This window comes from Variovorax sp. (assembly GCF_965279555.1).
Lineage (GTDB): Bacteria > Pseudomonadota > Gammaproteobacteria > Burkholderiales > Burkholderiaceae_C > Variovorax.
The window spans coordinates 2,139,067-2,158,263 of record NZ_OZ257247.1 but is presented as its reverse complement, the minus strand read 5'-3'; the positions used below and the strand labels follow the sequence as shown (position 1 = coordinate 2,158,263).

Here is a 19,197-nt window from a genome sequence, read left to right as displayed (position 1 = left end):
GTCTCCAAAGTACAGGGCATCATGCCAATCGCTCTACTTGCCCTCACCGCCGGCGCCTTCGGAATAGGCACCACCGAGTTCGTCATCATGGGCCTGCTGCTGCAGGTCTCGACGGACCTGCATGTTTCCATCACGGCCGCCGGCCTGCTCATATCGGGCTATGCGCTCGGGGTCGCGGTCGGTGCTCCCGTGCTCACCATCGCCACGCGCAAGCTGCCCCGCAAGACGGTGCTGCTCGCGCTGATGGCGATCTTCACGCTCGGCAACCTGGCCTGCGCGGTCGCGCCCAACTACGAAGCGCTGATGGCGGCGCGCGTGATCACCTCGCTGGCGCACGGCACCTTCTTCGGCGTCGGCTCGGTGGTGGCCACCGGCCTGGTGGCGCCCGAACGCAGGGCCTCGGCCATCGCGATCATGTTCACCGGCCTGACCGCCGCCACGCTGCTGGGCGTGCCGGCCGGCGCTTGGCTGGGCCTCCACCTGGGCTGGCGCGCCGCGTTCTGGGCGGTCGCCGTGCTGGGTGTGCTGGCCTTCGCGGTGCTCGCCGTGTTCGTGCCGCGCAGCCGCACCGACGCACCGCTCGCCCCGCTGCGCGAGGAACTCGCGGTGCTGGTGCGCCCGCAAGTGCTGCTGGGCCTTGCAATGACGGTGCTGGGCTTTGCCGGCGTGCTGGCCGTCTTCACCTACATCCAGCCGCTGCTGACGCAGGTCACGGGGCTGTCGGAATCGGCGGTGTCGCCGGTGCTGCTGGTGTTCGGCGGCGGACTGGCCGTCGGCAACATCCTGGGCGGCAAGCTGGCCGACCGCGCGACGATGCCGGCCGTGCTGGGCACGCTGGCGGTGCTGGCGGTGGTGCTGGGCGTCATGCAGTGGGTCATCGGCACGCCGTGGATGGCGGTGGCCTTCGTCGGCCTGCTGGGCGTGGCCTCGTTCGCCACGGTGGCGCCTATGCAGCTGCGGGTGCTCGAGAAGGCCTCGGGCGCCGGCCAGAACCTGGCCTCGAGCCTCAACATCGCGGCCTTCAACCTGGGCAACGCGCTCGGCGCGTGGGTTGGCGGCGTGGTGATCGCACACGGCCCCGGGCTGCGCGCACTTGGCTGGGTGGCTGCGCTGCTCACGCTGGTAGGCCTGGCCATCGCGCTCTGGAGCCGCGCGCTGGACCGGCGCGAACCGCGCCACACGCTGCAGGATTGCGCTTCACAAACGGCCTGATCTTTCTATTTGCAGGAATCGCGGGAAAGGCAGAATCCAGAGACGCCTATGCCCCGTATCTCCTCCATGCCTTTTTCCCTCCAGGTCCGCCCAGGCGTTGCCACCGACGCACACGCGCTCGCGGCCTTGGCCATCCAGGTCTGGCTCGACACCTACGCCACCGATGGCGTGAACGATCGGCTGGGGCGCCATGTGCTCGACGCGTTCGCCCCGTCGGGCTTTGCCGCTTTGGCACAGGACCCGGATGCCACGCTGCTGGTGGCGCAGAACGACGCGTACCTCGTGGGCTACGCGCTGCTGCGCTTCGATGCCGCACAACCGCTCGCCCAGCTCGGCAACACGGAGCTGTGCACGCTCTATGTGCAGGAACGGTTCACCGGGGCCGGTGTCGGCACGGCGCTGCTGCGGCAGGCACGCACCGCCGTGGCGGAGCGCACAGGCGCCGATGCGCTGTGGCTCGCGGTCAACACCCGCAACCGGCGCGCCTGCGGCTTCTACGAAAAGCACGGCTTCAGCCTGAGGGGACGGACCTGGTTCGTCCTCGGCGAAGACCGCCACGAGAACCATGTACTCGCCGTGTCCTGAGCACGGGTCACCCTAACCGCACACATCGATGTACCCAGCCCACTCCGCGAACGACGATCACCACGGAACGCCCTCCCCGGCGCGCCGCAAGGGCTGGCTTCGCAGCTTTCGCACGCAGGTGGCGCTGGGCTTCGGCGGGCTCGCGGCGGTGCTGGCCGTCACGCTGTCGCTGGTGCTGGGATCGATGTTCGCGCGCAAGAGCGAGGCCGACGAATCGGCCGTGCTGCGCACCATTGCCCGGAACGCATCCAAGGCGCTGGCGGACGGCCTCACGTCGCGCACGCGCGAGATCGAATTGCTCGCCGCCTCGACCACGCTCTGGAAAGACGGCCTCGGTGCCGAGCGCGTGATCCAGACTATCTCGCGCACCCAGGCGCTCACGCCCTACAGCGCATGGATCGGCGTGGTGTCGCCCGACGGCATGGTGCAGGCGTCCACCGGCAAGCTGCTGCTCGGCGCCAACGTTGCCGAGCGGCCGTGGTTTCAGGAAGGCCTGCTCGCTACGCACGTCGGCGACGTGCACGCCGCCAAGCTGCTCGCGGCGCTGCTGCCCAAGGGCAGCGACGGCGGTCCGCAGCGCTTCGTCGACTTCGCGGCGCCCATCCGGCGAGACGGGCAGCTGATCGGCGTGCTGGGCATGCACGGCAGCTGGGAATGGACGCGCAGCGTGGTGGAGTCGCTCTTCCCCGACGACGCCTTGGCGCGCCGCCTCGAGGTGTTCGTGCTGGACGCGAAAGACCATGTGATCTACGCGTCGGACGCCGGCTTCGACCGCTCGGCCGACATCGGCGCGCAGCCGGCCGCCACAGGCGGTTCCGGCGTCAGGTTCGCACACGAATCGACTGGCGGCGAGTTCCTGATGGCCACCGCCTCGGTCGGGGCGACCGACGGCAAGATCGACCTCGGCTGGAAGGTGGTGGCGCGCGAGCCCGCCGACGTGGCACGCGCCGCGGCGCACGACGGCATCAGGAAGGCGTTGATGCTTGGCCTGCTCTGCGCCGCCCTCGCCTTCGTGCTTGGCTGGCTGCTGGCGCAGCGGCTCACGCGGCCGTTGCGGCAGATTGCGTCGGTGGCACGCGACATCGGTGCCGGCCGGCTCGACACCGGCATCCCGACCACCGCCGGCAGCTCGGAGGTCAAGCAGCTGTCGCTGGCACTCGCGGGCATGACGGCCAAGCTGGTCAGCGCCAACGCCGAGCTCGAGCAGCGCGTGAAGGAGCGCACCGCCGCCCTGGAAACCGCCAACGCAGAGCTCGACCGGCAGGCGCACTTCGACGCCCTGACCGGCCTGCTCAACCGCCACGGCATGGAAGAACGGCTGCAGCAGGCGCTGGCCTTGTCGAACCCCGACACCGCGCCGCTCGGCATCGTGATGATCGACATCGACCACTTCAAGTCGGTCAATGACCGCTTCGGCCATGCCACCGGCGACCTCGTGCTGAAGGCGGTGGCCGGGCTCATGAAGAGCCGGCTGCGCAAGTCGGACATCGCCGCGCGGCTGGGCGGCGAAGAGTTCGTGCTGATGCTGCCGGGCGCGAATGCAGCCGAGGCAATGCAGACTGCCACGCAGCTGGTGCGGCTGGTGGGCGAAGCGTTCATCGAACCGGTGGGCCACATCACCATCAGCTGCGGTGTGTCGCAGATGCTGCGCGAGGACGAAGGCGTGACCAGCGCCTTGCGCCGGGCGGACAAGGCGCTCTACGCGGCAAAGTCGCTGGGCAGGAACCGCGCTATGGCGCCACCGCCGCCCTGATGCACCGATGCCCTGATGCCCTCTGATGCCGGCATTTGGAAAGGCCGCTGGCTTCTTCTTCAGTGCGCCTCGGTCGTCGTGTCCGGCAAGTTCTTGACCGACATGAAGAACTCGAACCGGTTGCGCCCCGCCGCCTTCGCGTTGTAGAGCGCCGCATCGGCGCGCGCCAGCAACTCTTCCGCCGTCACCAATGAATCTGCGGCGCGGTGGAACGCGATGCCGATGCTGGTCGTGACTTCGATCTGCTGGCCGTCCACCTCGAAGGGCGGCTTGCCGATGCGATCGGTGATCTTGGCCGCGACGGTGGCCACCGCCTCCTGGCCGCCCAGGTTCTCGAGCACCAGCACGAACTCGTCGCCCGCGAGCCGGGCCACCATGTCGGTGCCGCGCACGCTGCCCTGCAGCCGCCGCGCATATTCGACCAGCACGGCGTCGCCCACCGCATGGCCGAGCGTGTCGTTGATGCCCTTGAAGTGGTCGATGTCGAGGAACATCAGCGCAAGCGAATTGCCGGTGAAGCGCCCACGCAGCACCGCGTCGGGCAGGTATTCGTTGAAGGCCAGCCGGTTGGGCAGGTTGGTGAGCGTGTCGAGCCGCGCCAGCTCGATGAGCTTGTGCTCCACCACCTTCAGCGCGGTGATGTCCAGCGCCAGCGAGAAGATGCCGTGCGTCAGGCCGTCGGACCGCACGTCGGGCACGTAGATCACCTGGGTGATGCGCTCGAAGCCCTTGCGCTGGGTGCGCGCCTCGAACTCCACCTTCTCGCCCGCCAGCGCGCGGGCGATCATCGGCTGGCGCGAGAGATATACCTCGCGGCCGGCAACGTCCTGCATATGGCGCCCGAGCACTTGCGTCGGGTCGAGGCCGAGCCACTCGCGGCTGGTGGCGTTGGCGAAGGTGATTTTTTCCTCGCGGTCGATGTAGGTGATCAGCGCCGGCATGCTGTCGGTGATGGCGCGCAGCCGCAGTTCGCTCTCGGCCTGGCGCAACTCGGCTTCCTTGAGCGCCGTGATGTTGAAGCTCATGAGGTAGAAGCCCACCACCTCGCCGCGCAGGTTCTTGTCGGGAATGAGGTTGACCTGGAAGAAGCCTTCCTTGCCGCGCATGGGCGCACGCACCGAGAAGCGCACCTTCTTGCCCGAGAACATCACCGGCAGGTAGGGCTTGTGCTGCGCGTACATGGCCTCGCCGATGGCCGCGCGCAGAGTGGTCCCCACCAGCGAGCCGTCGCCCACGCCCGCCATCTGCCGCGCCCGGATGTTGCCGAACAGGCAATTCTGGTTGCGGTCGAAGTAGCCGACCAGCGCGGGAATGCTGTCGGTCACGTCGCGCAGCCGCTTTTCCTGCTCGGTCAGCGCCTTGTGGATGGTCACTTCCTCCGTGATGTCGAAGGTCATGGAGAACACGCCGCGCACCACGCCGTCGGCGTCGATGTCGGGAATGTAGTGCGCCTTGAAAGTGCGATTGCCGATGCCCAGCGCGGCGTCCCCGGGCTTCTCGATGATCACGGCCTCGCCCGCAAGCGCGCGCGAGATGTGCTGCTCCACCAGTGCGAAGTCGCGCTGGCCGCGTACCTCGGGCATCGAGCGGCCGACCAGCGGCGCGTTGTTGTGCAGCGCGCGCACGTGCGCATTGACGAAGGTGTAGCGCAGCGACGCATCGATGTGCGAGACCATCGCGGGAATGTTGTCCGCAATGGTGCGAACCTGCGCCTCGCTGTGCGCCAGGCTCTGCTCGATCGCGCGGCGCTGCTTCATCAGTTCGTCGAAGGTGCGGGCGAGATCGCCGATCTCGTCGTGCGCGTACTGCATCGGCGCCTCGATCTCGTGGGGCGAATGCTGCGCCACCTGCATGTGGCGGTGCAGCTCGGCGAGCGGCCGCAGTTGCCGGCGCACCACGCCCAGCGCCAGCGCGCCCGCGGTCAGCGCGAGCAGCAAGGCGCCGATCCACGCGGCGCGCTCGATGGCATCGACGCGGGCGAAGGCCTCGGCGCTCGGGTACATCGATCCGACGATCCAGTTCGTCTGCTCGGTGCGGTCGAAGGCGTAGAGGCTGGGTACGCCGCGCTCGTCGACGCCCTCGCTCGTGCCCTCGAAGCCCGCGATTGCGCGCAGCACCTGCGGGCCGGCCCCGCCGTCGGCCTGCACATGGTTCAGGATGCGCGAAGTGCGCGGATGATCGATCACGATGCCGTCGGTGGTCGTGATGAACAGGTACCCCGTCTTGCCGATCTTGACCTCGGCGAGCGCGCCCAGGACGTTGCGGTCCTTGAGGTTGATGGCCCCGGAAATGACGTACCGCACCTGCCCTGCACTGTCGAGCACCGGCTCGGTGATCGCAACCTGCGCCAGGCCGTTCAGGCGGTTGCGGTAGGGCTGGGAAATGATGCCCGCCTTGGCCGCCACCGTCTGCTGGAAGTAGGCGCGGTCCTTGATGTTCACGCTGCCGATGGGCACCGCGCCATTCTGGTTGGCGACCAGGTTGCCTTCCATGTCGATGAACGCGACGTTGTCGAAGGCCTGCTTGAGTGCCGCATGCTTCTCCAGAAAGGCCTGCAGCGGCTCGGCGTCCTTGAAGTCCTGGGCCGCCACGCTGTCGCCGAAAGTCTGCAGCAGGATGCGGCGGCTGTTCAGTTTCTGGTCGATCGCGTCCGCGACCGCGGACACCCGGGCAAGCTGCTCGCCGGCGATGGAGGCGCGCAGGCTGGACTTGACGAAATGCAGCGCGCAGGTCGCAATTGTGAAGGTGGCGGTGAGAACCACCGCCGCCACCCCGAGACTGAGGCGTGTGTGCAAGCCGAAGCGCAGTTTCGAAGGGCCCGAGGGATTCATTATTGGTCTTGTTCAAGCTGCCGAGGCGTGTGCAGCGGGAGTCTCCGGCGAGAGTATCGGGGCGTTCGGCATGCGACGATAGAGCTTGCACGCCACACCTGTTCGCCTTGCACGGCTCTGGGGCCACAGGCTTTCGGCACGGGGAACGTACGACGGTCGGCGCGGAAATCTTGCGCCGGGGGTGCGGACGCAAGCGCTTCGAATACTTTCTTCCTCCGGTCAATTTTACGCACCGGGCAGTCGATTTTCTACACGGCTATTTGGGCACTTGGCCAACGGCTGCGGACGCCCGGTGCAGCAGCGCGTCGACCAGCGCGTCCACACGCTCCTGCGCCTGCCGCAGCGACAACTCAAGCTGCTCGCCGCCGAACTCGTCCGACTCCACGGCCGCTTCGAGCACATCGGTAATGCCGATGTACTCGAAGGCCGAACGCACGCTGCTCTCCGTGTGGTTGTGGTGCGCAACGCGGCCGCCCGCGTCGTAGCCGTGGTCTCCGCGCGCGCCCAGCAGCACCGCGCACTTGCCCGCCTCGGCCAGCATTGGCCAATAAGGCACCGCGCCACGCGAACGGTCGAAGCCGAAGGTGCGGCCCACGCGCACGATGTTGTCGATCCATGCCTTGAACTGCGACGGCACGCTGAAGTTGTACATCGGCAGGCCCACCACGATGAGGTCGGCGGCAACGAGCTGGTCGACCAGCCGATCGCTCTCGGCGAGGACGCCGGCCATCCATGGTTCTCGCGCGGCCGGTGGCGTGAAGGCGGCGTGGATCCACCGGCTGTCGACATGCGCCGGCGGCTGCAGGCCGACGTCGAGATAGTCGATGTTGTCATCGGGCCGCGACCGGCGCCAACGTTCGACGAAGCGTGCGGAAAGACGCCGCGTGTGCGAGCCGTGGGGGTCGATGCCGGAGTGGCCGGGACGCGCGCTGGCGTCGATGTGAAGAAGATTCAGTGGCATGGATGGATGAACGGATGTATCTTGTGGAGCGCTGTCGGAATGACTGCACGGGCCTCCAATCTAGGTTTGGAGCACTTCCACTACAAACGATCGTTTCTCTTCGAATGAACGAGATTGGCTCATCCATCCGCGCCGCCCGCCGGCTGCCGCCGCTGCTCTCGCTGCGTGCCTTCGAGGCCGCGGCAGCGCACCTGAGCTTCCAGCGCGCGGCCCTCGAACTCTCGGTCACCCCCTCGGCCATCAGCCATCAGGTGCGCGCACTCGAAGACACGCTGGGGCAGCCGTTGTTCCGCCGCCTCACACGGCAGCTCGCGCTGACGCCGGCCGGCCAGCGGCTTTTCGACGACCTTCGCATGGGTTTCGACGTGCTCGAGGCCGGCATCGACAAGCTGCGCCGTCCCACCAAATCACCACAGGTCACGCTGACCACCAACACCGCCTTTGCAGCACGCTGGTTGTTGCCACGCATGGCCGCGTTCCGCGAGGCCTGCCCCGGCATCGAATTGCGGCTGCACGCGAGCGATACGCTGGTCGACCTCGCACGCGGCGACGCCGACATCGCGGTGCGCTCCGGCAGCGGCAACTGGCCCGGACTCACGGTGCGCGAACTGATGCCGGAGCGCTATGCGCCGATGTGCAGCCCGATGCTGGGACTCAAGCGCATGGCTGATCTGCCGAAGCACCAGTTGATTCATTGCAGCTGGCAGCCGCAGGCGCTTGCACCGGCGCTGTGGCCGCGCTGGTTCAAGGAAGCAGGCATCGCACAGCCGCATATACGCACGGCGAAGGCACCGTCGGGCCTGTCGTTCTCCGACGAGACGCATGCAATGCTCGCAGCGCTCGGCGGACACGGTGTCGCGCTGCTGAGCCTGACGCTCTCGGCGGAAGAACTGCGCAATGGCGCGCTGGTGCAGCCGTTCGGGCCGGCGCTCGACACGGGGAGCTACTTTCTTGCGACAGCCAACGGGCGGGAGCGCGAGCCGGCGGTTCGTGCGGTGTGGGAGTGGATCGGGTCGCAGGCTGGAGGCCCGGCAGCGCCTGGCCCGAATACCGAAGCAGGAGCCACCAAACGCGAAAAAGCCTCCCGTAGAAGGCTTTGACTGGCAACCTGGCTGGCGCTGCGCAACCGTCAGCGCTCGGTTTTGCTCAGGAGGGTCGGCACGACATACCCATCCCGGTACACGCCTTCGATGACTCCCTCCACCCGATCGGTCGAATGCGCGGCCACGAACTTTTCTTCTGCTTGCCGGTAGACGACGATGGTGCAGGACGAGCGCTTGCTGAGGATGCGTGCAACGCCTGTGGCCTGGCGAAGGGTCGGGTACGTCTCCATGGAGATCCTTGTCTGTCTTATTCCCTGGATCCTAGTCTTTAAGTACTCAAGACTTACTCGGGGCTTCTCCCGAGCAACTCGGCCAACTGATCCGAATTGGATGGAATTCGTGATTTATTTGCATTTTCGTGCAATACCTTCGCCGAGCGCCAGCACCCCGCATCACAAAAGCCTCAGGCCAGCCCGTTCAGATGCTCGTAGAGGATGAAGAACCCGATCCCGATCAGCAGCACGCCACCGACGATCTCCGCGCGCTTGCCGACGACGGCGCCCAGAACGCGTCCCACCATCACGCCAAGGGTCACCATGGTCAGCGTTGCGAGGCCGATGGCCAGCGCGGTCCAGGCTATGTTGACGTTGATGAAGGCCAGCCCGACGCCCACGGCCATCGCGTCGATGCTGGTCGCGAAACCGGTGATGGCCAGGGTCCAGAAGGAGTTGCGGTTGGGCTTGTCGTCCACCGCGTCTGGCGTGCCGCAACCCTCCCAGATCATTCGCAGCCCCAGCACGCTGAGCAGCGTGACCGCGATCCAGTGGTCCCACCGTTCGACATAGCTCGCGGCGGCCAGGCCGGCAGCCCAGCCGATGACAGGCGTTATCGCCTCGATGACGCCGAAGATGACGCCCGTGCGCAAGGCTTCGCGCCAGGAGGGTTTGCGCAGTGCTGCGCCCTTGCCGACAGCAGCGGCGAAAGCATCCGTCGACATGGCGAATGCAAGAAGGATCGTGGAGGCAATGTTCATTTTGGAAGTAGCAAGCAAGGCCGGTTCAAGACGCCGCGGCGCACGAACCCGCCGGCCAAAGCCGCGTCCGTACACCGCTGGTCTCGCCAACCTTTCGGCTGCTCACGCCACGGTCGCGAGGTGCGAACCGAGTATGTTGACGTGAACGCTTCCGAAGTCCGGAAGCCGGCTACTCCCCAAGGGAGTGGCGATTCTAAATGCCTGCTTGCACGGGCTCTGTGACGGCGCCTGTTCTGGCTGTGGGGCTTTGCTACATTCGATCGCCGTCAAGTCGTCGCCCCGGCCTACTTTCAACCTGCTGAAATCTCCATGGTTCTCGTTGCCGCCGTGTGCCCCCAATGCTCCGGGGCGCTCCAGATTCCCGAGGAACGGGACTTCGTGAAATGCCAGTATTGCGGAACCGACATCATGGTTCGCGAGCCGGTCCGGCCCGCGCAGTACGTGCGTCTGGTGCAGCCGGCCGCACCTGCCGTGCAGGCGCCAGCGAATCCCGCGCACCTCAGGGAACTCGGGCGGGAAGCACTCGAAGCCGGCAATGCGGAAGAGGCCTACAGCTACTTCGGCCGCGCCCTGGAGCTTGACCCCAAGGACGCGCAAGCCTGGACCGGCAGGGCCGACGCCCTTGCCCTGGCGTCGGGTGCCTACAACCTGCGCTTCAAGGACATGATCGCCGCGCTGGACAACGCGCGGGAGGCTTCTCCGCCCGAGCAGCAAGCCCTGCTGCTCAAGGCGCATGTGGAAAAAGTCAAGGCGGTACTGTTCCCGCTCCATGCGGCCGCACGCGACCAACTCGTGGCGAATCCCTCCAGCGACCTGTGGTTCAGCTACCTGGGTCAATTCGAGATATTCGCCCAGACCGCCGAGTTCCTGCACCGGCGCATGCCTGACGATACGGAGATCATCGAATTCCTGATCGAGGCTCACCGGGCCGCGATCGAGGGAGCCATTGGCCCCGCGCAAGAACCGGACTTCGTCGTCGACGACAAGCAGGAACAGAAGCTGCGCGCCGCCATGGAGGCCTACAGCGAGAAGCTGGCCGTGTTCAAGCCGGGCTACGAGTTCCCCACGGTGTATCGCGCGCAAAAAGGCGACTGCTTCGTCGTGACCGCGACGATGGGCGATGCGGCACATCCGTCCGTGACGCTGTTGCGCAACTTCAGGGACAAGCGCCTGGCACGCACGGCGGCGGGGCGCTCCTTCATTGCCTGGTACTACGCACACGGCCCGGCGCTGGCGCGGCAGGTCGCGCGATCGGAGGCAATTAGAAGCGCGGCCTATGTGCTGGTTGTTGCGCCCGCGGCAACGCTGGTCAGGGTGTTCGAGCAACTGGTAAAGCGGTAGCGCCGAGGATAGGGCCGATGCGTTGCGAAGCGAAGGGCAGCGACGACGCCTTCAGAACCTGCAGCACTTAAGCGTCGCATAAGTTTCGCCCGACACAATCACCCGCGGTAGCCCACTCTTTCCTCCCTCCCTCCTCCAGGGCTACCCTTCAACCCGCTCAGGCGGGTTTTTCTTTGTGCTTCTTCATCCGCCGCTTCCGTCCAGCGGCTGCAGACTTCTCACCCATTCGAACACCGCCGCCACCGCGGGCTCCGATCGCCGGGCCTCGGGGCACACCAGATGGAACGGCAACCCCGGCAGCTCCGGCCCGAAAGGCTTCACCAGGTTGCCCGCACGCAGTTCGTCCGCAATCAGCGCCAGGCTCATCAGCGCCACGCCCTGGCCCTGCAGCGCGGCCGACACGGTGTGTGTCTCGTCCGAGAACACCGGTCCCGCCGACACATCGAGTCCGGGCACCTGCGCCTGCTCTTGCCATGCTGTCCAAGTGCCCGGCTGGCTCCTGCTGCCGGGCAACGCGAAGTGCAGCAGCGTGTGCCGTGTCAGGTCGCCCCGCTTTTTCAGCTTGAGCACGGGGCTGCACGCCGGAGCAAACACGTTGTCGAACAACTTCTCGGCCACCATGCCCGGCCACTGCCCGCGTCCATAGCGGATGGCGATGTCGGCGGTGACGCCGTCGAGCGCCACCGCTTCGTGCGATGCGTGGATGCGCAAGTCCAGCTTCGGATGCAGCGCCCGCAAGGCACCGACCCTCGGCAGCAGCCAGCGAGCCGCAACGGCCGGCGTGGCCGAGAGCGTGATGGCCCGCCGCTGCGGCGGTGCCCGAAGCCGTGCGACGGCATTCGCCATTGCATTGAACGATTCGCTCAGCACCGCCTGCAACTCGCGCCCCTGCGGCGTGAGCACCAGCTGCCTCGGCTGGCGAATGAAGAGCGCGACGCCGAGCGAGTCTTCCAGTTGCCGCACCTGATGGCTGATGGCTGTAGGCGTGACCGACAACTCGCCGGCCGCGATCTTGGCGCTGCAATGCCGCGCTGCCGCCTCGAAAGCACGCAGCGACGCCAGTGGCGGGAGTTGGCGCAGATTGCTCATGGATGAATAAATTTTTCAGCAACGCAAAGAAATGATCGTTTGTTTGGCTCCGGATGCTTGGATAGATTAGGAAGCGTGTCAAGCAGACAGCTGAAACAGCTTCATCCCACCAAGCAACAAAGAGGATCCGACCATGACCACCCTGCTCCACATCGACGCCAGCGCCCGCCCCGGTTTTTCTGGCACGCATGCCCACGGATCGCACTCGCGCAGGCTCAGCCGGCATTTCATATCAGCCTGGCGTGCGGCACGGCCGGACGACGAGGTGATCTACCGCGACATCGGCGCCACGCCACCGGGCCACGTCACCGGCGAATGGATCGCCTCGGGCTACACCCCGGCCGCCGAGCGCGAACCCTGGATGTATGCAGTGCTCGCGGAAAGCGACACGCTGATCGCCGAAGTCCGCCGCGCCGACCTGCTCGTGATCGGCGTGCCGATGTACAACTTCGGAATGCCGGCGCCGCTGAAGTCGTGGATCGACAACATCGTGCGCATCGGCTCGACCTTCGACTTCGACCGAAGCCGCGACAACCCTTACGTGCCGCTGCTGGCAGAGCGCCGCCGCCGCACGGTGCTGCTCACCTCATGCGGCAGCAGCGGCTACGGGCCCGGCGAGTTCCAGGCGGGAATGGACTTGCTGACACCCGGCATCACCGCCCCGCTGGCGCTGCTGGGGCTCACCGAAATGCACAGCGTGGGTATCGAGCACGCCGAAGACCACGGCGACCTGCTCGACCGGTCGATCGCCGCCGCGCTCGCCCGCGTCGAGACGCTGGTGGGCGAGCTGCAGGCTGCGGCCTGAAGAATCAGGCCGAGCGCAGTTGCTCGCGCAGCTTCTGCCCGATTTCCGGCCGCTCCAGGAACGGGTCGGCCGGGTTCGTGACCGACACGATGTTCTCCATGCGGCTGCGCACGTTGCCCAGCGCCTTCGGATGGCTGAACACGTAGAACTGGTTGTCGCTGATGGCCTCGAACACCTTGGCCGCAACTTCGGCCGCCGTGATCTTGCCGCTGCTCACCGCCTTGTTGCTCATGGCCTGGCCGATGAGCTGGCTCTTGGTGAGTTCGCTGTCCTTCGGCGCGTTGGGGCGGTTGCGTTCGCTGCTCGTGATGCCGGTGGGCACGAAGTACGGGCACAGCAGGCTCGCGCCGATCTGGTCGGTGACGAGGTTCAGGTCCTGGTACATCGTCTCCGTCAGGCTCACGACGGCTGCCTTGGCGGCGTTGTAGATGCCCATGTTTGGCGGGGTGAGCAGGCCGGCCATGCTGGCGGTGTTGGTGATGTGGCCGCGATAGGACGGGTCCTTGGCGGCCGCCTCGAGCATCATCGGCGTGAACAGGCGCACGCCGTGGATCACGCCCCACAGGTCGACGCCCAGCACCCATTCCCAGTCGGCCACGGTGTTCTCCCACACTAGGCCGCCGGCGCCCACGCCCGCGTTGTTGAACACAAAGTGCGGCGCGCCGAAGCGTTCCTTCACGGCGGCGGCCAGCGCTTCCATCTGCGCCGCGTCGGACACGTCGACCTTGCGCGCCAGCACCTGCACGCCGGCGGCTTCCATCTCGGCCTTCGCCTTGTCGAGGGCGTCCTGCTGCACGTCGACCAGCACGAGGTTCATGCCGCGCGCCGCGCCGATGCGCGCGCATTCGAGTCCGAAGCCCGAGCCCGCGCCGGTGAGAACGGCGGTCTTGCCCTTGAAGTCCTGAATCATTTGCCGGTGTCCTTCTTTTGTTGAATGTCTCTGACGTTGAAGGCGCTATTGAAATACGGAAAGCGCGCGGGCGCAGTCACGAAGGTGCCCGCCGCACGGGCTCAGGCGTCCGCCTTCTTCAGCACATAGCCGATGCGCGGAAAGTGCACATGCACCGTTCCGACGCGCTCGCCGGTACGCTCCAGCGTGTAGTGCGTGCGCGTGGCCGCGACCAGCGTGCCTGGTGTCTCTTCGAGGCCGAAGCTCTCGGCGCGGATGGTGACGGCGCTGCCCAGCGGAATGCCGTGGTCGTCCTGGAATGTGCTGTCGGTCAGCAGCGTGCGCGGCGTGGCAGCCTTGGCCGCTGCGATGGCCTCGTCGCTGGTGAACTTCTCCGGCGCACCGTGGCCGATGGCGGCCATGCGGTCCATCCAGTCGACCACCGCGGGCGTGAGGTCGAGGATGGTTCGCACCGACTCGATGCGGCGCGTGTACCAGAGCGGGTGGTAGGCAGAGAAGTCCGCAATGCTCGGCACCTCGCCCAGCAGGAACGGCTTGTCGTCGAGCATGTCCGACAGGCGGCGCAGGTACGACTTGTAGGCGCTGGTGGCGTCGGCCGGGCGCAGGCGGGTCATGTTGCCGGCGCTCATCTTGCCGCGGTCTTCGCCGAAGGCCTTGGCAGCCTCGGGCGGCGCCTTGGCGAACACTTCGGCCGCGCCCCTGGGCTGCAGGTTCCAGGCCATCGCGGCCCAGAACAGCGTGGTGTCGGCCCACTGCGCGAGGATGCGCGACAGGCCCTTCTCCGGTTCGGGGTAGAGCGTGGGCTCGGGCTGCAGGTGCTCCAGCACGTCTGCAATGAGCGCGCTGTCGCAGTACATGTCGGCGCCGATCTGCAGGAACGGCGTCTTGCGGTAGCCGCCGGTGAGCGTTTCCACATCGGGCTTGGGCATGATCGGCGGAATGAAGACCGACTTCCACGGCAGCTTCTTCGCGCCGAGGATCAGCCGCACCTTTTCCGAGAACGGCGAGGTGGTGTAGTGATGGAGGATCAGGTCGGCCATGGGTTTTTTCCTGTGGGTTGCTTGGTCGTTGCAGTAAGCCCGGCGCGCGTTCAACGGGGTTGCGCGCGCTGGATGATCGAATCGAAATCCGTGCCGGCGCCGAGCGTGCCGAAGGCGTTGCCCCAGTCGCCGCCGAGGCGCGATGCGCAGAAGGCGCCGACCACCGCCGCCGGTGCGGTCTGCGCGAGCAGCGATGCTTGCACGGCCAGCGCCACGTCCTGTGCCAGGCGGCGCGCCTCGACTTCGGAGGCCATCGCCTCGATGCGTGCGGGCAGCGCATCGGCAAGACGGTCGAGTGCCGCGTGCTGGCCGCGCGTGGGCGCCAGTTCCTTCGTCAGCGCGGCAATCGCGTCGCCCTTGCGCAGGCCGCGCAGCAGGTCGAGCGCCATGATGTTGCCGGCGCCCTCCCAGATGGAGTTGAGCGGCATCTCGCGGTAGATGCGGGCCACGATGCCTTCGCCGCCCTCTTCCACATAGCCGTTGCCGCCGAGGCATTCCATGGCCTCCTGCGCGAAGTGGCTGCCGCGCTTGCAGATCCAGAACTTGGCGACCGGCGTGAGCAGGCGGGCCATCAGGCGCTCGTGCTCTTCGTCCTGGCGATCGAAGGCTTTTGCGAGGCGGATGGCCAGCGCCGTGGCGGCTTCGCTTTCGAGCGCGAGATCGGCCAGCACGTTCTTCATCAGCGGCTGGTCGATCAGGGGCTTGCCGAAGGCGTTGCGCCGCGCCGCATGGTTGAGCGCGATGCCCAGCGACTGGCGCATCAGCCCGCTGGTGCCCAACGCGCAGTCGAGCCGGGTCATCGTGCCCATCTCGAGGATCTGCGGAATGCCGCGCCCCTCCTCACCGACCAGCCAGGCGCTGGCGCCCTGGAACTCGACCTCGGAACTGGCGTTGGCCTTGTTGCCGAGCTTGTCCTTCAGGCGCTGGATCTGGATGGCGTTGCGCGTGCCGTCGGGCAGCACGCGCGGCAGGAAGAAGCAGCTGAGCCCGGCCGGTGCCTGCGCCAGCACCAGGAAGGCATCGCACATCGGCGCCGAGAAGAACCACTTGTGGCCGGTGATGGCGTAGCGCTCGCCCCAGGCATCGCTGCCGTCGCGCACGGCCCGGGTGGTATTGGCTCGCACGTCGGAGCCGCCCTGCTTCTCGGTCATGCCCATGCCCATGGTTACGCCGGGCTTGTCGCTGAAGCGCTTGAGTGCCGGGTCGTACCAGAGGCTGCCGAGCTTCGGTCCCCAGTCGGCGTACACGCCGGCATTGCCGCGCAGCGCGGGCGTGACCGCGTAGGTCATGGAGATGGGGCAGAGAATCGACGGCTCCAGCTCGGTGAAGAGCATGAAGCCAGCCGCGCGCAGCACATGCGGCGACGCGGAGGTGCCGGTCCACGGCGTGCCGTGCAGCCCCGCGCCCACGGCGGCGGTCATCAGCACGTGATAGCTCGGATGGAACTCCACCTCGTCGATGCGCCGGCCGAAGCGGTCGTGCGTGTGCAGCTCGGGCGTGTGGATATTGGCCAGCCGCGCATGCGCCTGCATGCCGGCCGAGCCGAGGGTTGAGCCCAGTTCATGCAGCTGTGTCGTCTGCAGCGCCGGGGCATTGAACTTCAGCGCATCGCGCAGGGGCCGGTTGGTGTCGAAGAGGTTGTAGTCGACCAGCGGCGCAGGCTGGTTGAAGACCTCGTGAGTGATGTCCATGACCGGCCTCCTTGCCGTGCGTTCAGCTCATTCAGATCAGCTTGACGAGTTGCTTGCCGAAGTTCTTGCCCTTGAGCAGGCCCAGGAAGGCTTCGGGCGCCGATTCGATGCCTTGCGCAATCGACTCGCGCGGCTTGAGCTTGCCGGTACCCACCAGCGTGCCCAGCTCCGTGAGCGCCTCGGGCCACACTTCCATGTGTTCGCTGACGATGAAGCCTTCGATCTTCATGCGGTTGATGAGGATCAGCGCCGGGTTCGCGAGCGGCAGCGGCTGGCCGTCGTAGCCCGCGATCATTCCGCACAGCGCCACGCGGGCGAAGGCGTTGGCGCGCAGCAGCACCGCGTCGAAGATGTAGCCGCCGACGTTCTCGAAGTAGCCGTCGATGCCGTTCGGGCAGGCTTCCTTGAGCGCAGCGCTCATCGACTTGACGTCGGGGTGCTGGCGGTAGTCGATGCAGGCGTCGAAGCCCAGCTCGTCGGTCACGTACTTGCACTTGTCGGGGCCGCCTGCAATGCCGACCACGCGGCAGCCGCGTGCCTTGGCCAGCGCGCCGAAGGCACTGCCCACGGCGCCGCTGGCGGCGGTGATGACCACGGTTTCACCGGCCTTGGGCGCGATGATCTTCACCAGCCCATACCAGGCCGTGACGCCAGGCATGCCGACCGCGCCCAGGTAATGCGACAGCGGCACGTGCGTGGTGTCGACCTTCTTCAGCGCGCCGGGCTGCGAGGCGTCGACCACGCTGTATTCCTGCCAGCCGCCGAAACCGACCACCTTGTCGCCCACGGCGTACTTCGGGTGCTTGCTCTCGACCACTTCGCCGACCGTGCCGCCCTGCATCGTCTGCCCCAGCGGCTGGGGCTGCGCGTAACTCTTGGAGTCGTTCATGCGCCCGCGCATGTACGGGTCGAGGCTCATGTAGTGGTGGCGCACCAGCACCTGGTTGTCCTTGAGCGCCGGGGTTTCCGCGGTCACGAGCTTGAAGTTGCTCGCCACGGCCTCGCCGTCGGGGCGGTTGTCGAGGTGGATCTGCTTGTTGGTGGGCATGTGTATCTCCGGTGTTTGGATGTCTGTCAGTCGGTCGATGGCGGACGCATGGCGTTGGCGCTCGCGGGGCCGGTCGGCAGGCGGCGCTTCACGTACTTGAAGGTGCCGGTGGCGTGGGCGCATACCCGCTCCTGCTCGTCGTAGATCTTGGCTTCCGTGAAAGCCAGCGTCGCCGTCCGGTGAATGAGGGTGCCGCGCGCCCGCAGCGGGCCTACCGAGGGCTGCATGAAGCTGGTCTTCATTTCGATGGTGACCACGCCGGTCTCGGGCGAAACGCTGCGCGCGGCCGCGGCCATGGTGATGTCGAGCAGCGTCATGCAGGCACCGCCGTGCGTCACGTCGAAGGTGTTCAGGTGCTCGGGCTTGGCGGTGTAGGCGATCTCGGACTCGCCGCCCTCGAACTTCTTCAGTTCGAAGCCGAGGTGGCGCGCAAAGGGAATCTGGCTCGTGTACGAGCGGATGTTGATGTCGTCGGATGGATGGGATTCAGTGGTCATTGCGTCTTTTCATGGGACACCGCGGAACCGGCTTTGCCGGGCCGCTGGTGTCGCCCCCGGCGCGGGGGTAGGCGAAGCGACACGAAGTGCGCGAAGCCTGGGGGTGAGCATTGTTACGCGGCGCCCAGCACCACGCTCACGCCGCCGTCCACAGCCAGCCACTGGCCGGTGATGTGCTTGCCGGCATCGCTCGCGTACAGCAGCGTCAGGCCCTTCAGGTCTTCGTCGTCGCCCAGGCGGCCCAGCGGGGCCTGCGCGGCCATCTTTTCCTCGCCCAGCGACTTGATCAGGCCGGCGGCCATCTTCGTCATGAAGAAGCCCGGGCAGATCGCGTTCACGTTGATGTTGTACTTGCCCCATTCGGCGGCCAGCGTGCGCGTGAAGCCGATGACGGCGGTCTTCGAGGTGTTGTAGGCCAGCGTCTGCATCTCGGGCGGGTTGCCGTTCAGGCCGGCGATCGAGGCGATGTTGATGATGCGCCCGGCCTTCTTCGGGATCATGTAGCCGTTGGCGATCTGCTGCGACAGGATGAAGTAGCCGCGTACGTTGAGGTTCATCACCTTGTCCCAGGCCTCGACCGGGTGGCTCTCGGCCGGCGAACCCCAGCTGGCGCCGGCGTTGTTGATGAGGATGTCGACCGCGCCCATGCGCTGCAGCGTCTCGTCGGCCAGGCGGCGGGTGTCTTCCTCCTTCGAGCAGTCGGCGGCGATCCAGCGCGCGTCGATGCCGGCGGCCTGCAGCTCGGCGGCCGCCTGCTCAAGGTCGTCGGCCTTGCGCGAACTCAGCATGATCTTCGCGCCCGCCTCGCCCAGCGCGTGGGCCATCTGCAGGCCCAGGCCGCGCGAGCCGCCGGTGATGAGTGCGGTCTTGCCGGTGAGGTCGAAGAGTTTCTGGACGGTGCGGGCGGTCATGTTCAATGTCTCCAGTTAGGGGCTGAGTTCTTCAGCTCGGTAAATGCCGCGGAACCGGCTTCGCCGGGCCGCAGGCGTTGCCCCCTGCAAGGGGGTTGGCGAAGCGACACGAAGTGAGCGCAGCCTGGGGGTGAGTCATGCCATGTAGTCCATGCACTGGCGGGCTTCACGCACGGCGCCGATGAATGGCTTCAGGGCCAAGTGCTGCGGATGGTCCGCATAGGCCGCGAGCGCGGCGGCGTCGGTGAATTCCGAGTTCAGGATCAGGTCGTAGGTGGCTTCCAGGCCGGGCTGGGCGATGGCCACTTCGAAGCGGTGCGTGCCTGGCGACAGCTTGGCGCAGGCGTCGAGCAGTGCCTTGGCCTTGCGCAGGTTGGTCGCCTTGTCGGCGCCCTCGGCGTGCTCCTTGAACTTCCACATCACGATGTGCTTGAGCATGGCGGTGTC

Annotated in this window: 18 protein-coding genes and 1 riboswitch; of the genes, 6 read left to right on the top strand and 12 right to left on the bottom strand. The window is 66.9% G+C overall.

From position 1 onward, the window contains the following. Positions 1 to 21 precede the first annotated feature (21 nt). Genes ACQY8B_RS10405 through ACQY8B_RS10395 form a run of 3 tightly spaced genes read left to right on the top strand, consistent with a single transcriptional unit; the run spans position 22 to position 3,550 of the window. A complete protein-coding gene (locus ACQY8B_RS10405; RefSeq protein WP_422086629.1) occupies positions 22 to 1,212 on the top strand; it encodes an MFS transporter in 1,191 nt (396 codons plus the stop codon). Positions 1,213 to 1,260: 48 nt separating this feature from the next. Then, the gene (locus ACQY8B_RS10400) at positions 1,261 to 1,797 is read left to right on the top strand and encodes a GNAT family N-acetyltransferase (protein ID WP_422086628.1); all 537 of its coding nucleotides are present in this window, start codon (positions 1,261 to 1,263) and stop codon (positions 1,795 to 1,797) included. Between the two features lie 28 nt (positions 1,798 to 1,825). Beyond that, entirely contained in the window at positions 1,826 to 3,550 is a 1,725-nt protein-coding gene (locus ACQY8B_RS10395) for a sensor domain-containing diguanylate cyclase (RefSeq protein ID WP_422086627.1), read from the top strand. 59 nt (positions 3,551 to 3,609) lie between these two features. Here ACQY8B_RS10395 and ACQY8B_RS10390 read toward each other — a convergent pair whose 3' ends face one another. Next, on the bottom strand, positions 3,610 to 6,345 hold the full coding sequence (locus ACQY8B_RS10390) for a diguanylate cyclase domain-containing protein (protein WP_422086626.1): 2,736 nt from the start codon (positions 6,343 to 6,345) through the stop codon (positions 3,610 to 3,612). Positions 6,346 to 6,637: 292 nt separating this feature from the next. After that, positions 6,638 to 7,342, bottom strand: coding sequence for an FMN-dependent NADH-azoreductase (locus tag ACQY8B_RS10385; RefSeq protein ID WP_422086625.1), 705 nt, complete (start codon positions 7,340 to 7,342; stop codon positions 6,638 to 6,640). Between the two features lie 104 nt (positions 7,343 to 7,446). Here ACQY8B_RS10385 and ACQY8B_RS10380 point away from each other — a divergent pair, with 104 nt between their 5' ends. Next, positions 7,447 to 8,442 (top strand): LysR substrate-binding domain-containing protein, encoded by a 996-nt coding sequence (locus tag ACQY8B_RS10380; RefSeq protein ID WP_422086624.1) that lies wholly within the window; start codon positions 7,447 to 7,449, stop codon positions 8,440 to 8,442. 29 nt (positions 8,443 to 8,471) lie between these two features. On the opposite strand, the gene ACQY8B_RS10375 is transcribed toward ACQY8B_RS10380, so the two are convergent. After that, positions 8,472 to 8,675: a hypothetical protein gene (locus tag ACQY8B_RS10375; RefSeq protein WP_422086623.1), complete on the bottom strand. Its 204-nt coding sequence runs from the start codon at positions 8,673 to 8,675 to the stop codon at positions 8,472 to 8,474. Between the two features lie 173 nt (positions 8,676 to 8,848). Continuing rightward, on the bottom strand, positions 8,849 to 9,418 hold the full coding sequence (gene mntP / locus ACQY8B_RS10370; protein WP_422086622.1) for a manganese efflux pump MntP: 570 nt from the start codon (positions 9,416 to 9,418) through the stop codon (positions 8,849 to 8,851). Positions 9,419 to 9,430: 12 nt separating this feature from the next. Next, positions 9,431 to 9,603, bottom strand: a riboswitch (yybP-ykoY riboswitch). 124 nt (positions 9,604 to 9,727) lie between these two features. Between mntP and ACQY8B_RS10365 the strand changes: the two genes are divergently transcribed. Then, on the top strand, positions 9,728 to 10,759 hold the full coding sequence (locus ACQY8B_RS10365; RefSeq protein WP_422086621.1) for a CFI-box-CTERM domain-containing protein: 1,032 nt from the start codon (positions 9,728 to 9,730) through the stop codon (positions 10,757 to 10,759). A 183-nt stretch (positions 10,760 to 10,942) separates the two neighbouring features. Here the strand turns inward: ACQY8B_RS10365 and ACQY8B_RS10360 are convergent, their stop codons facing one another. After that, positions 10,943 to 11,848 carry a LysR substrate-binding domain-containing protein gene (locus tag ACQY8B_RS10360; protein ID WP_422086620.1) on the bottom strand — a complete coding sequence of 302 codons (906 nt, stop codon included), beginning with the start codon at positions 11,846 to 11,848 and terminating at the stop codon, positions 10,943 to 10,945. A 133-nt stretch (positions 11,849 to 11,981) separates the two neighbouring features. Between ACQY8B_RS10360 and ACQY8B_RS10355 the strand changes: the two genes are divergently transcribed. After that, positions 11,982 to 12,653 (top strand): FMN-dependent NADH-azoreductase, encoded by a 672-nt coding sequence (locus tag ACQY8B_RS10355; protein WP_422086619.1) that lies wholly within the window; start codon positions 11,982 to 11,984, stop codon positions 12,651 to 12,653. Between the two features lie 4 nt (positions 12,654 to 12,657). Here ACQY8B_RS10355 and ACQY8B_RS10350 read toward each other — a convergent pair whose 3' ends face one another. The 7 genes from ACQY8B_RS10350 to ACQY8B_RS10320 form a co-directional block, all read right to left on the bottom strand. Then, the gene (locus tag ACQY8B_RS10350; protein WP_237674343.1) at positions 12,658 to 13,563 is read right to left on the bottom strand and encodes an SDR family oxidoreductase; all 906 of its coding nucleotides are present in this window, start codon (positions 13,561 to 13,563) and stop codon (positions 12,658 to 12,660) included. A 101-nt stretch (positions 13,564 to 13,664) separates the two neighbouring features. Continuing rightward, positions 13,665 to 14,603, bottom strand: a complete 939-nt coding sequence (locus tag ACQY8B_RS10345; RefSeq protein ID WP_422086618.1) for a glutathione S-transferase family protein — start codon at positions 14,601 to 14,603, stop codon at positions 13,665 to 13,667. 50 nt (positions 14,604 to 14,653) lie between these two features. Continuing rightward, positions 14,654 to 16,294, bottom strand: a complete 1,641-nt coding sequence (locus tag ACQY8B_RS10340) for an isovaleryl-CoA dehydrogenase (protein WP_422086617.1) — start codon at positions 16,292 to 16,294, stop codon at positions 14,654 to 14,656. Between the two features lie 31 nt (positions 16,295 to 16,325). After that, entirely contained in the window at positions 16,326 to 17,342 is a 1,017-nt protein-coding gene (locus tag ACQY8B_RS10335) for an NADP-dependent oxidoreductase (protein ID WP_081269456.1), read from the bottom strand. Positions 17,343 to 17,368: 26 nt separating this feature from the next. Then, the gene (locus ACQY8B_RS10330; RefSeq protein WP_422086616.1) at positions 17,369 to 17,839 is read right to left on the bottom strand and encodes a PaaI family thioesterase; all 471 of its coding nucleotides are present in this window, start codon (positions 17,837 to 17,839) and stop codon (positions 17,369 to 17,371) included. Between the two features lie 113 nt (positions 17,840 to 17,952). After that, complete coding sequence (locus tag ACQY8B_RS10325; RefSeq protein ID WP_422086615.1) at positions 17,953 to 18,750, bottom strand: SDR family oxidoreductase; 798 nt, start codon at positions 18,748 to 18,750, stop codon at positions 17,953 to 17,955. 135 nt (positions 18,751 to 18,885) lie between these two features. Continuing rightward, the gene (locus tag ACQY8B_RS10320; protein WP_422086614.1) at positions 18,886 to 19,188 is read right to left on the bottom strand and encodes a Dabb family protein; all 303 of its coding nucleotides are present in this window, start codon (positions 19,186 to 19,188) and stop codon (positions 18,886 to 18,888) included. Positions 19,189 to 19,197 lie beyond the last annotated feature (9 nt).

Bases quoted from the DNA above. Each gene is read 5' to 3' on its own strand.
- ACQY8B_RS10380 (WP_422086624.1), top strand. From the start codon at position 7,447: ATGAACGAGATTGGCTCATCCATCCGCGCCGCCCGCCGGCTGCCGCCG.
- ACQY8B_RS10385 (WP_422086625.1), bottom strand. From the start codon at position 7,342: ATGCCACTGAATCTTCTTCACATCGACGCCAGCGCGCGTCCCGGCCAC.
- ACQY8B_RS10360 (WP_422086620.1), bottom strand. From the start codon at position 11,848: ATGAGCAATCTGCGCCAACTCCCGCCACTGGCGTCGCTGCGTGCTTTC.
- ACQY8B_RS10375 (WP_422086623.1), bottom strand. From the start codon at position 8,675: ATGGAGACGTACCCGACCCTTCGCCAGGCCACAGGCGTTGCACGCATC.
- ACQY8B_RS10365 (WP_422086621.1), top strand. From the start codon at position 9,728: ATGGTTCTCGTTGCCGCCGTGTGCCCCCAATGCTCCGGGGCGCTCCAG.
- ACQY8B_RS10355 (WP_422086619.1), top strand. From the start codon at position 11,982: ATGACCACCCTGCTCCACATCGACGCCAGCGCCCGCCCCGGTTTTTCT.
- ACQY8B_RS10350 (WP_237674343.1), bottom strand. From the start codon at position 13,563: ATGATTCAGGACTTCAAGGGCAAGACCGCCGTTCTCACCGGCGCGGGC.
- ACQY8B_RS10395 (WP_422086627.1), top strand. From the start codon at position 1,826: ATGTACCCAGCCCACTCCGCGAACGACGATCACCACGGAACGCCCTCC.
- mntP (WP_422086622.1), bottom strand. From the start codon at position 9,418: ATGAACATTGCCTCCACGATCCTTCTTGCATTCGCCATGTCGACGGAT.
- ACQY8B_RS10340 (WP_422086617.1), bottom strand. From the start codon at position 16,294: ATGGACATCACTCACGAGGTCTTCAACCAGCCTGCGCCGCTGGTCGAC.
- ACQY8B_RS10345 (WP_422086618.1), bottom strand. From the start codon at position 14,603: ATGGCCGACCTGATCCTCCATCACTACACCACCTCGCCGTTCTCGGAA.
- ACQY8B_RS10400 (WP_422086628.1), top strand. From the start codon at position 1,261: ATGCCCCGTATCTCCTCCATGCCTTTTTCCCTCCAGGTCCGCCCAGGC.
- ACQY8B_RS10325 (WP_422086615.1), bottom strand. From the start codon at position 18,750: ATGACCGCCCGCACCGTCCAGAAACTCTTCGACCTCACCGGCAAGACC.
- ACQY8B_RS10330 (WP_422086616.1), bottom strand. From the start codon at position 17,839: ATGACCACTGAATCCCATCCATCCGACGACATCAACATCCGCTCGTAC.
- ACQY8B_RS10335 (WP_081269456.1), bottom strand. From the start codon at position 17,342: ATGCCCACCAACAAGCAGATCCACCTCGACAACCGCCCCGACGGCGAG.
- ACQY8B_RS10320 (WP_422086614.1), bottom strand. From the start codon at position 19,188: ATGCTCAAGCACATCGTGATGTGGAAGTTCAAGGAGCACGCCGAGGGC.
- ACQY8B_RS10405 (WP_422086629.1), top strand. From the start codon at position 22: ATGCCAATCGCTCTACTTGCCCTCACCGCCGGCGCCTTCGGAATAGGC.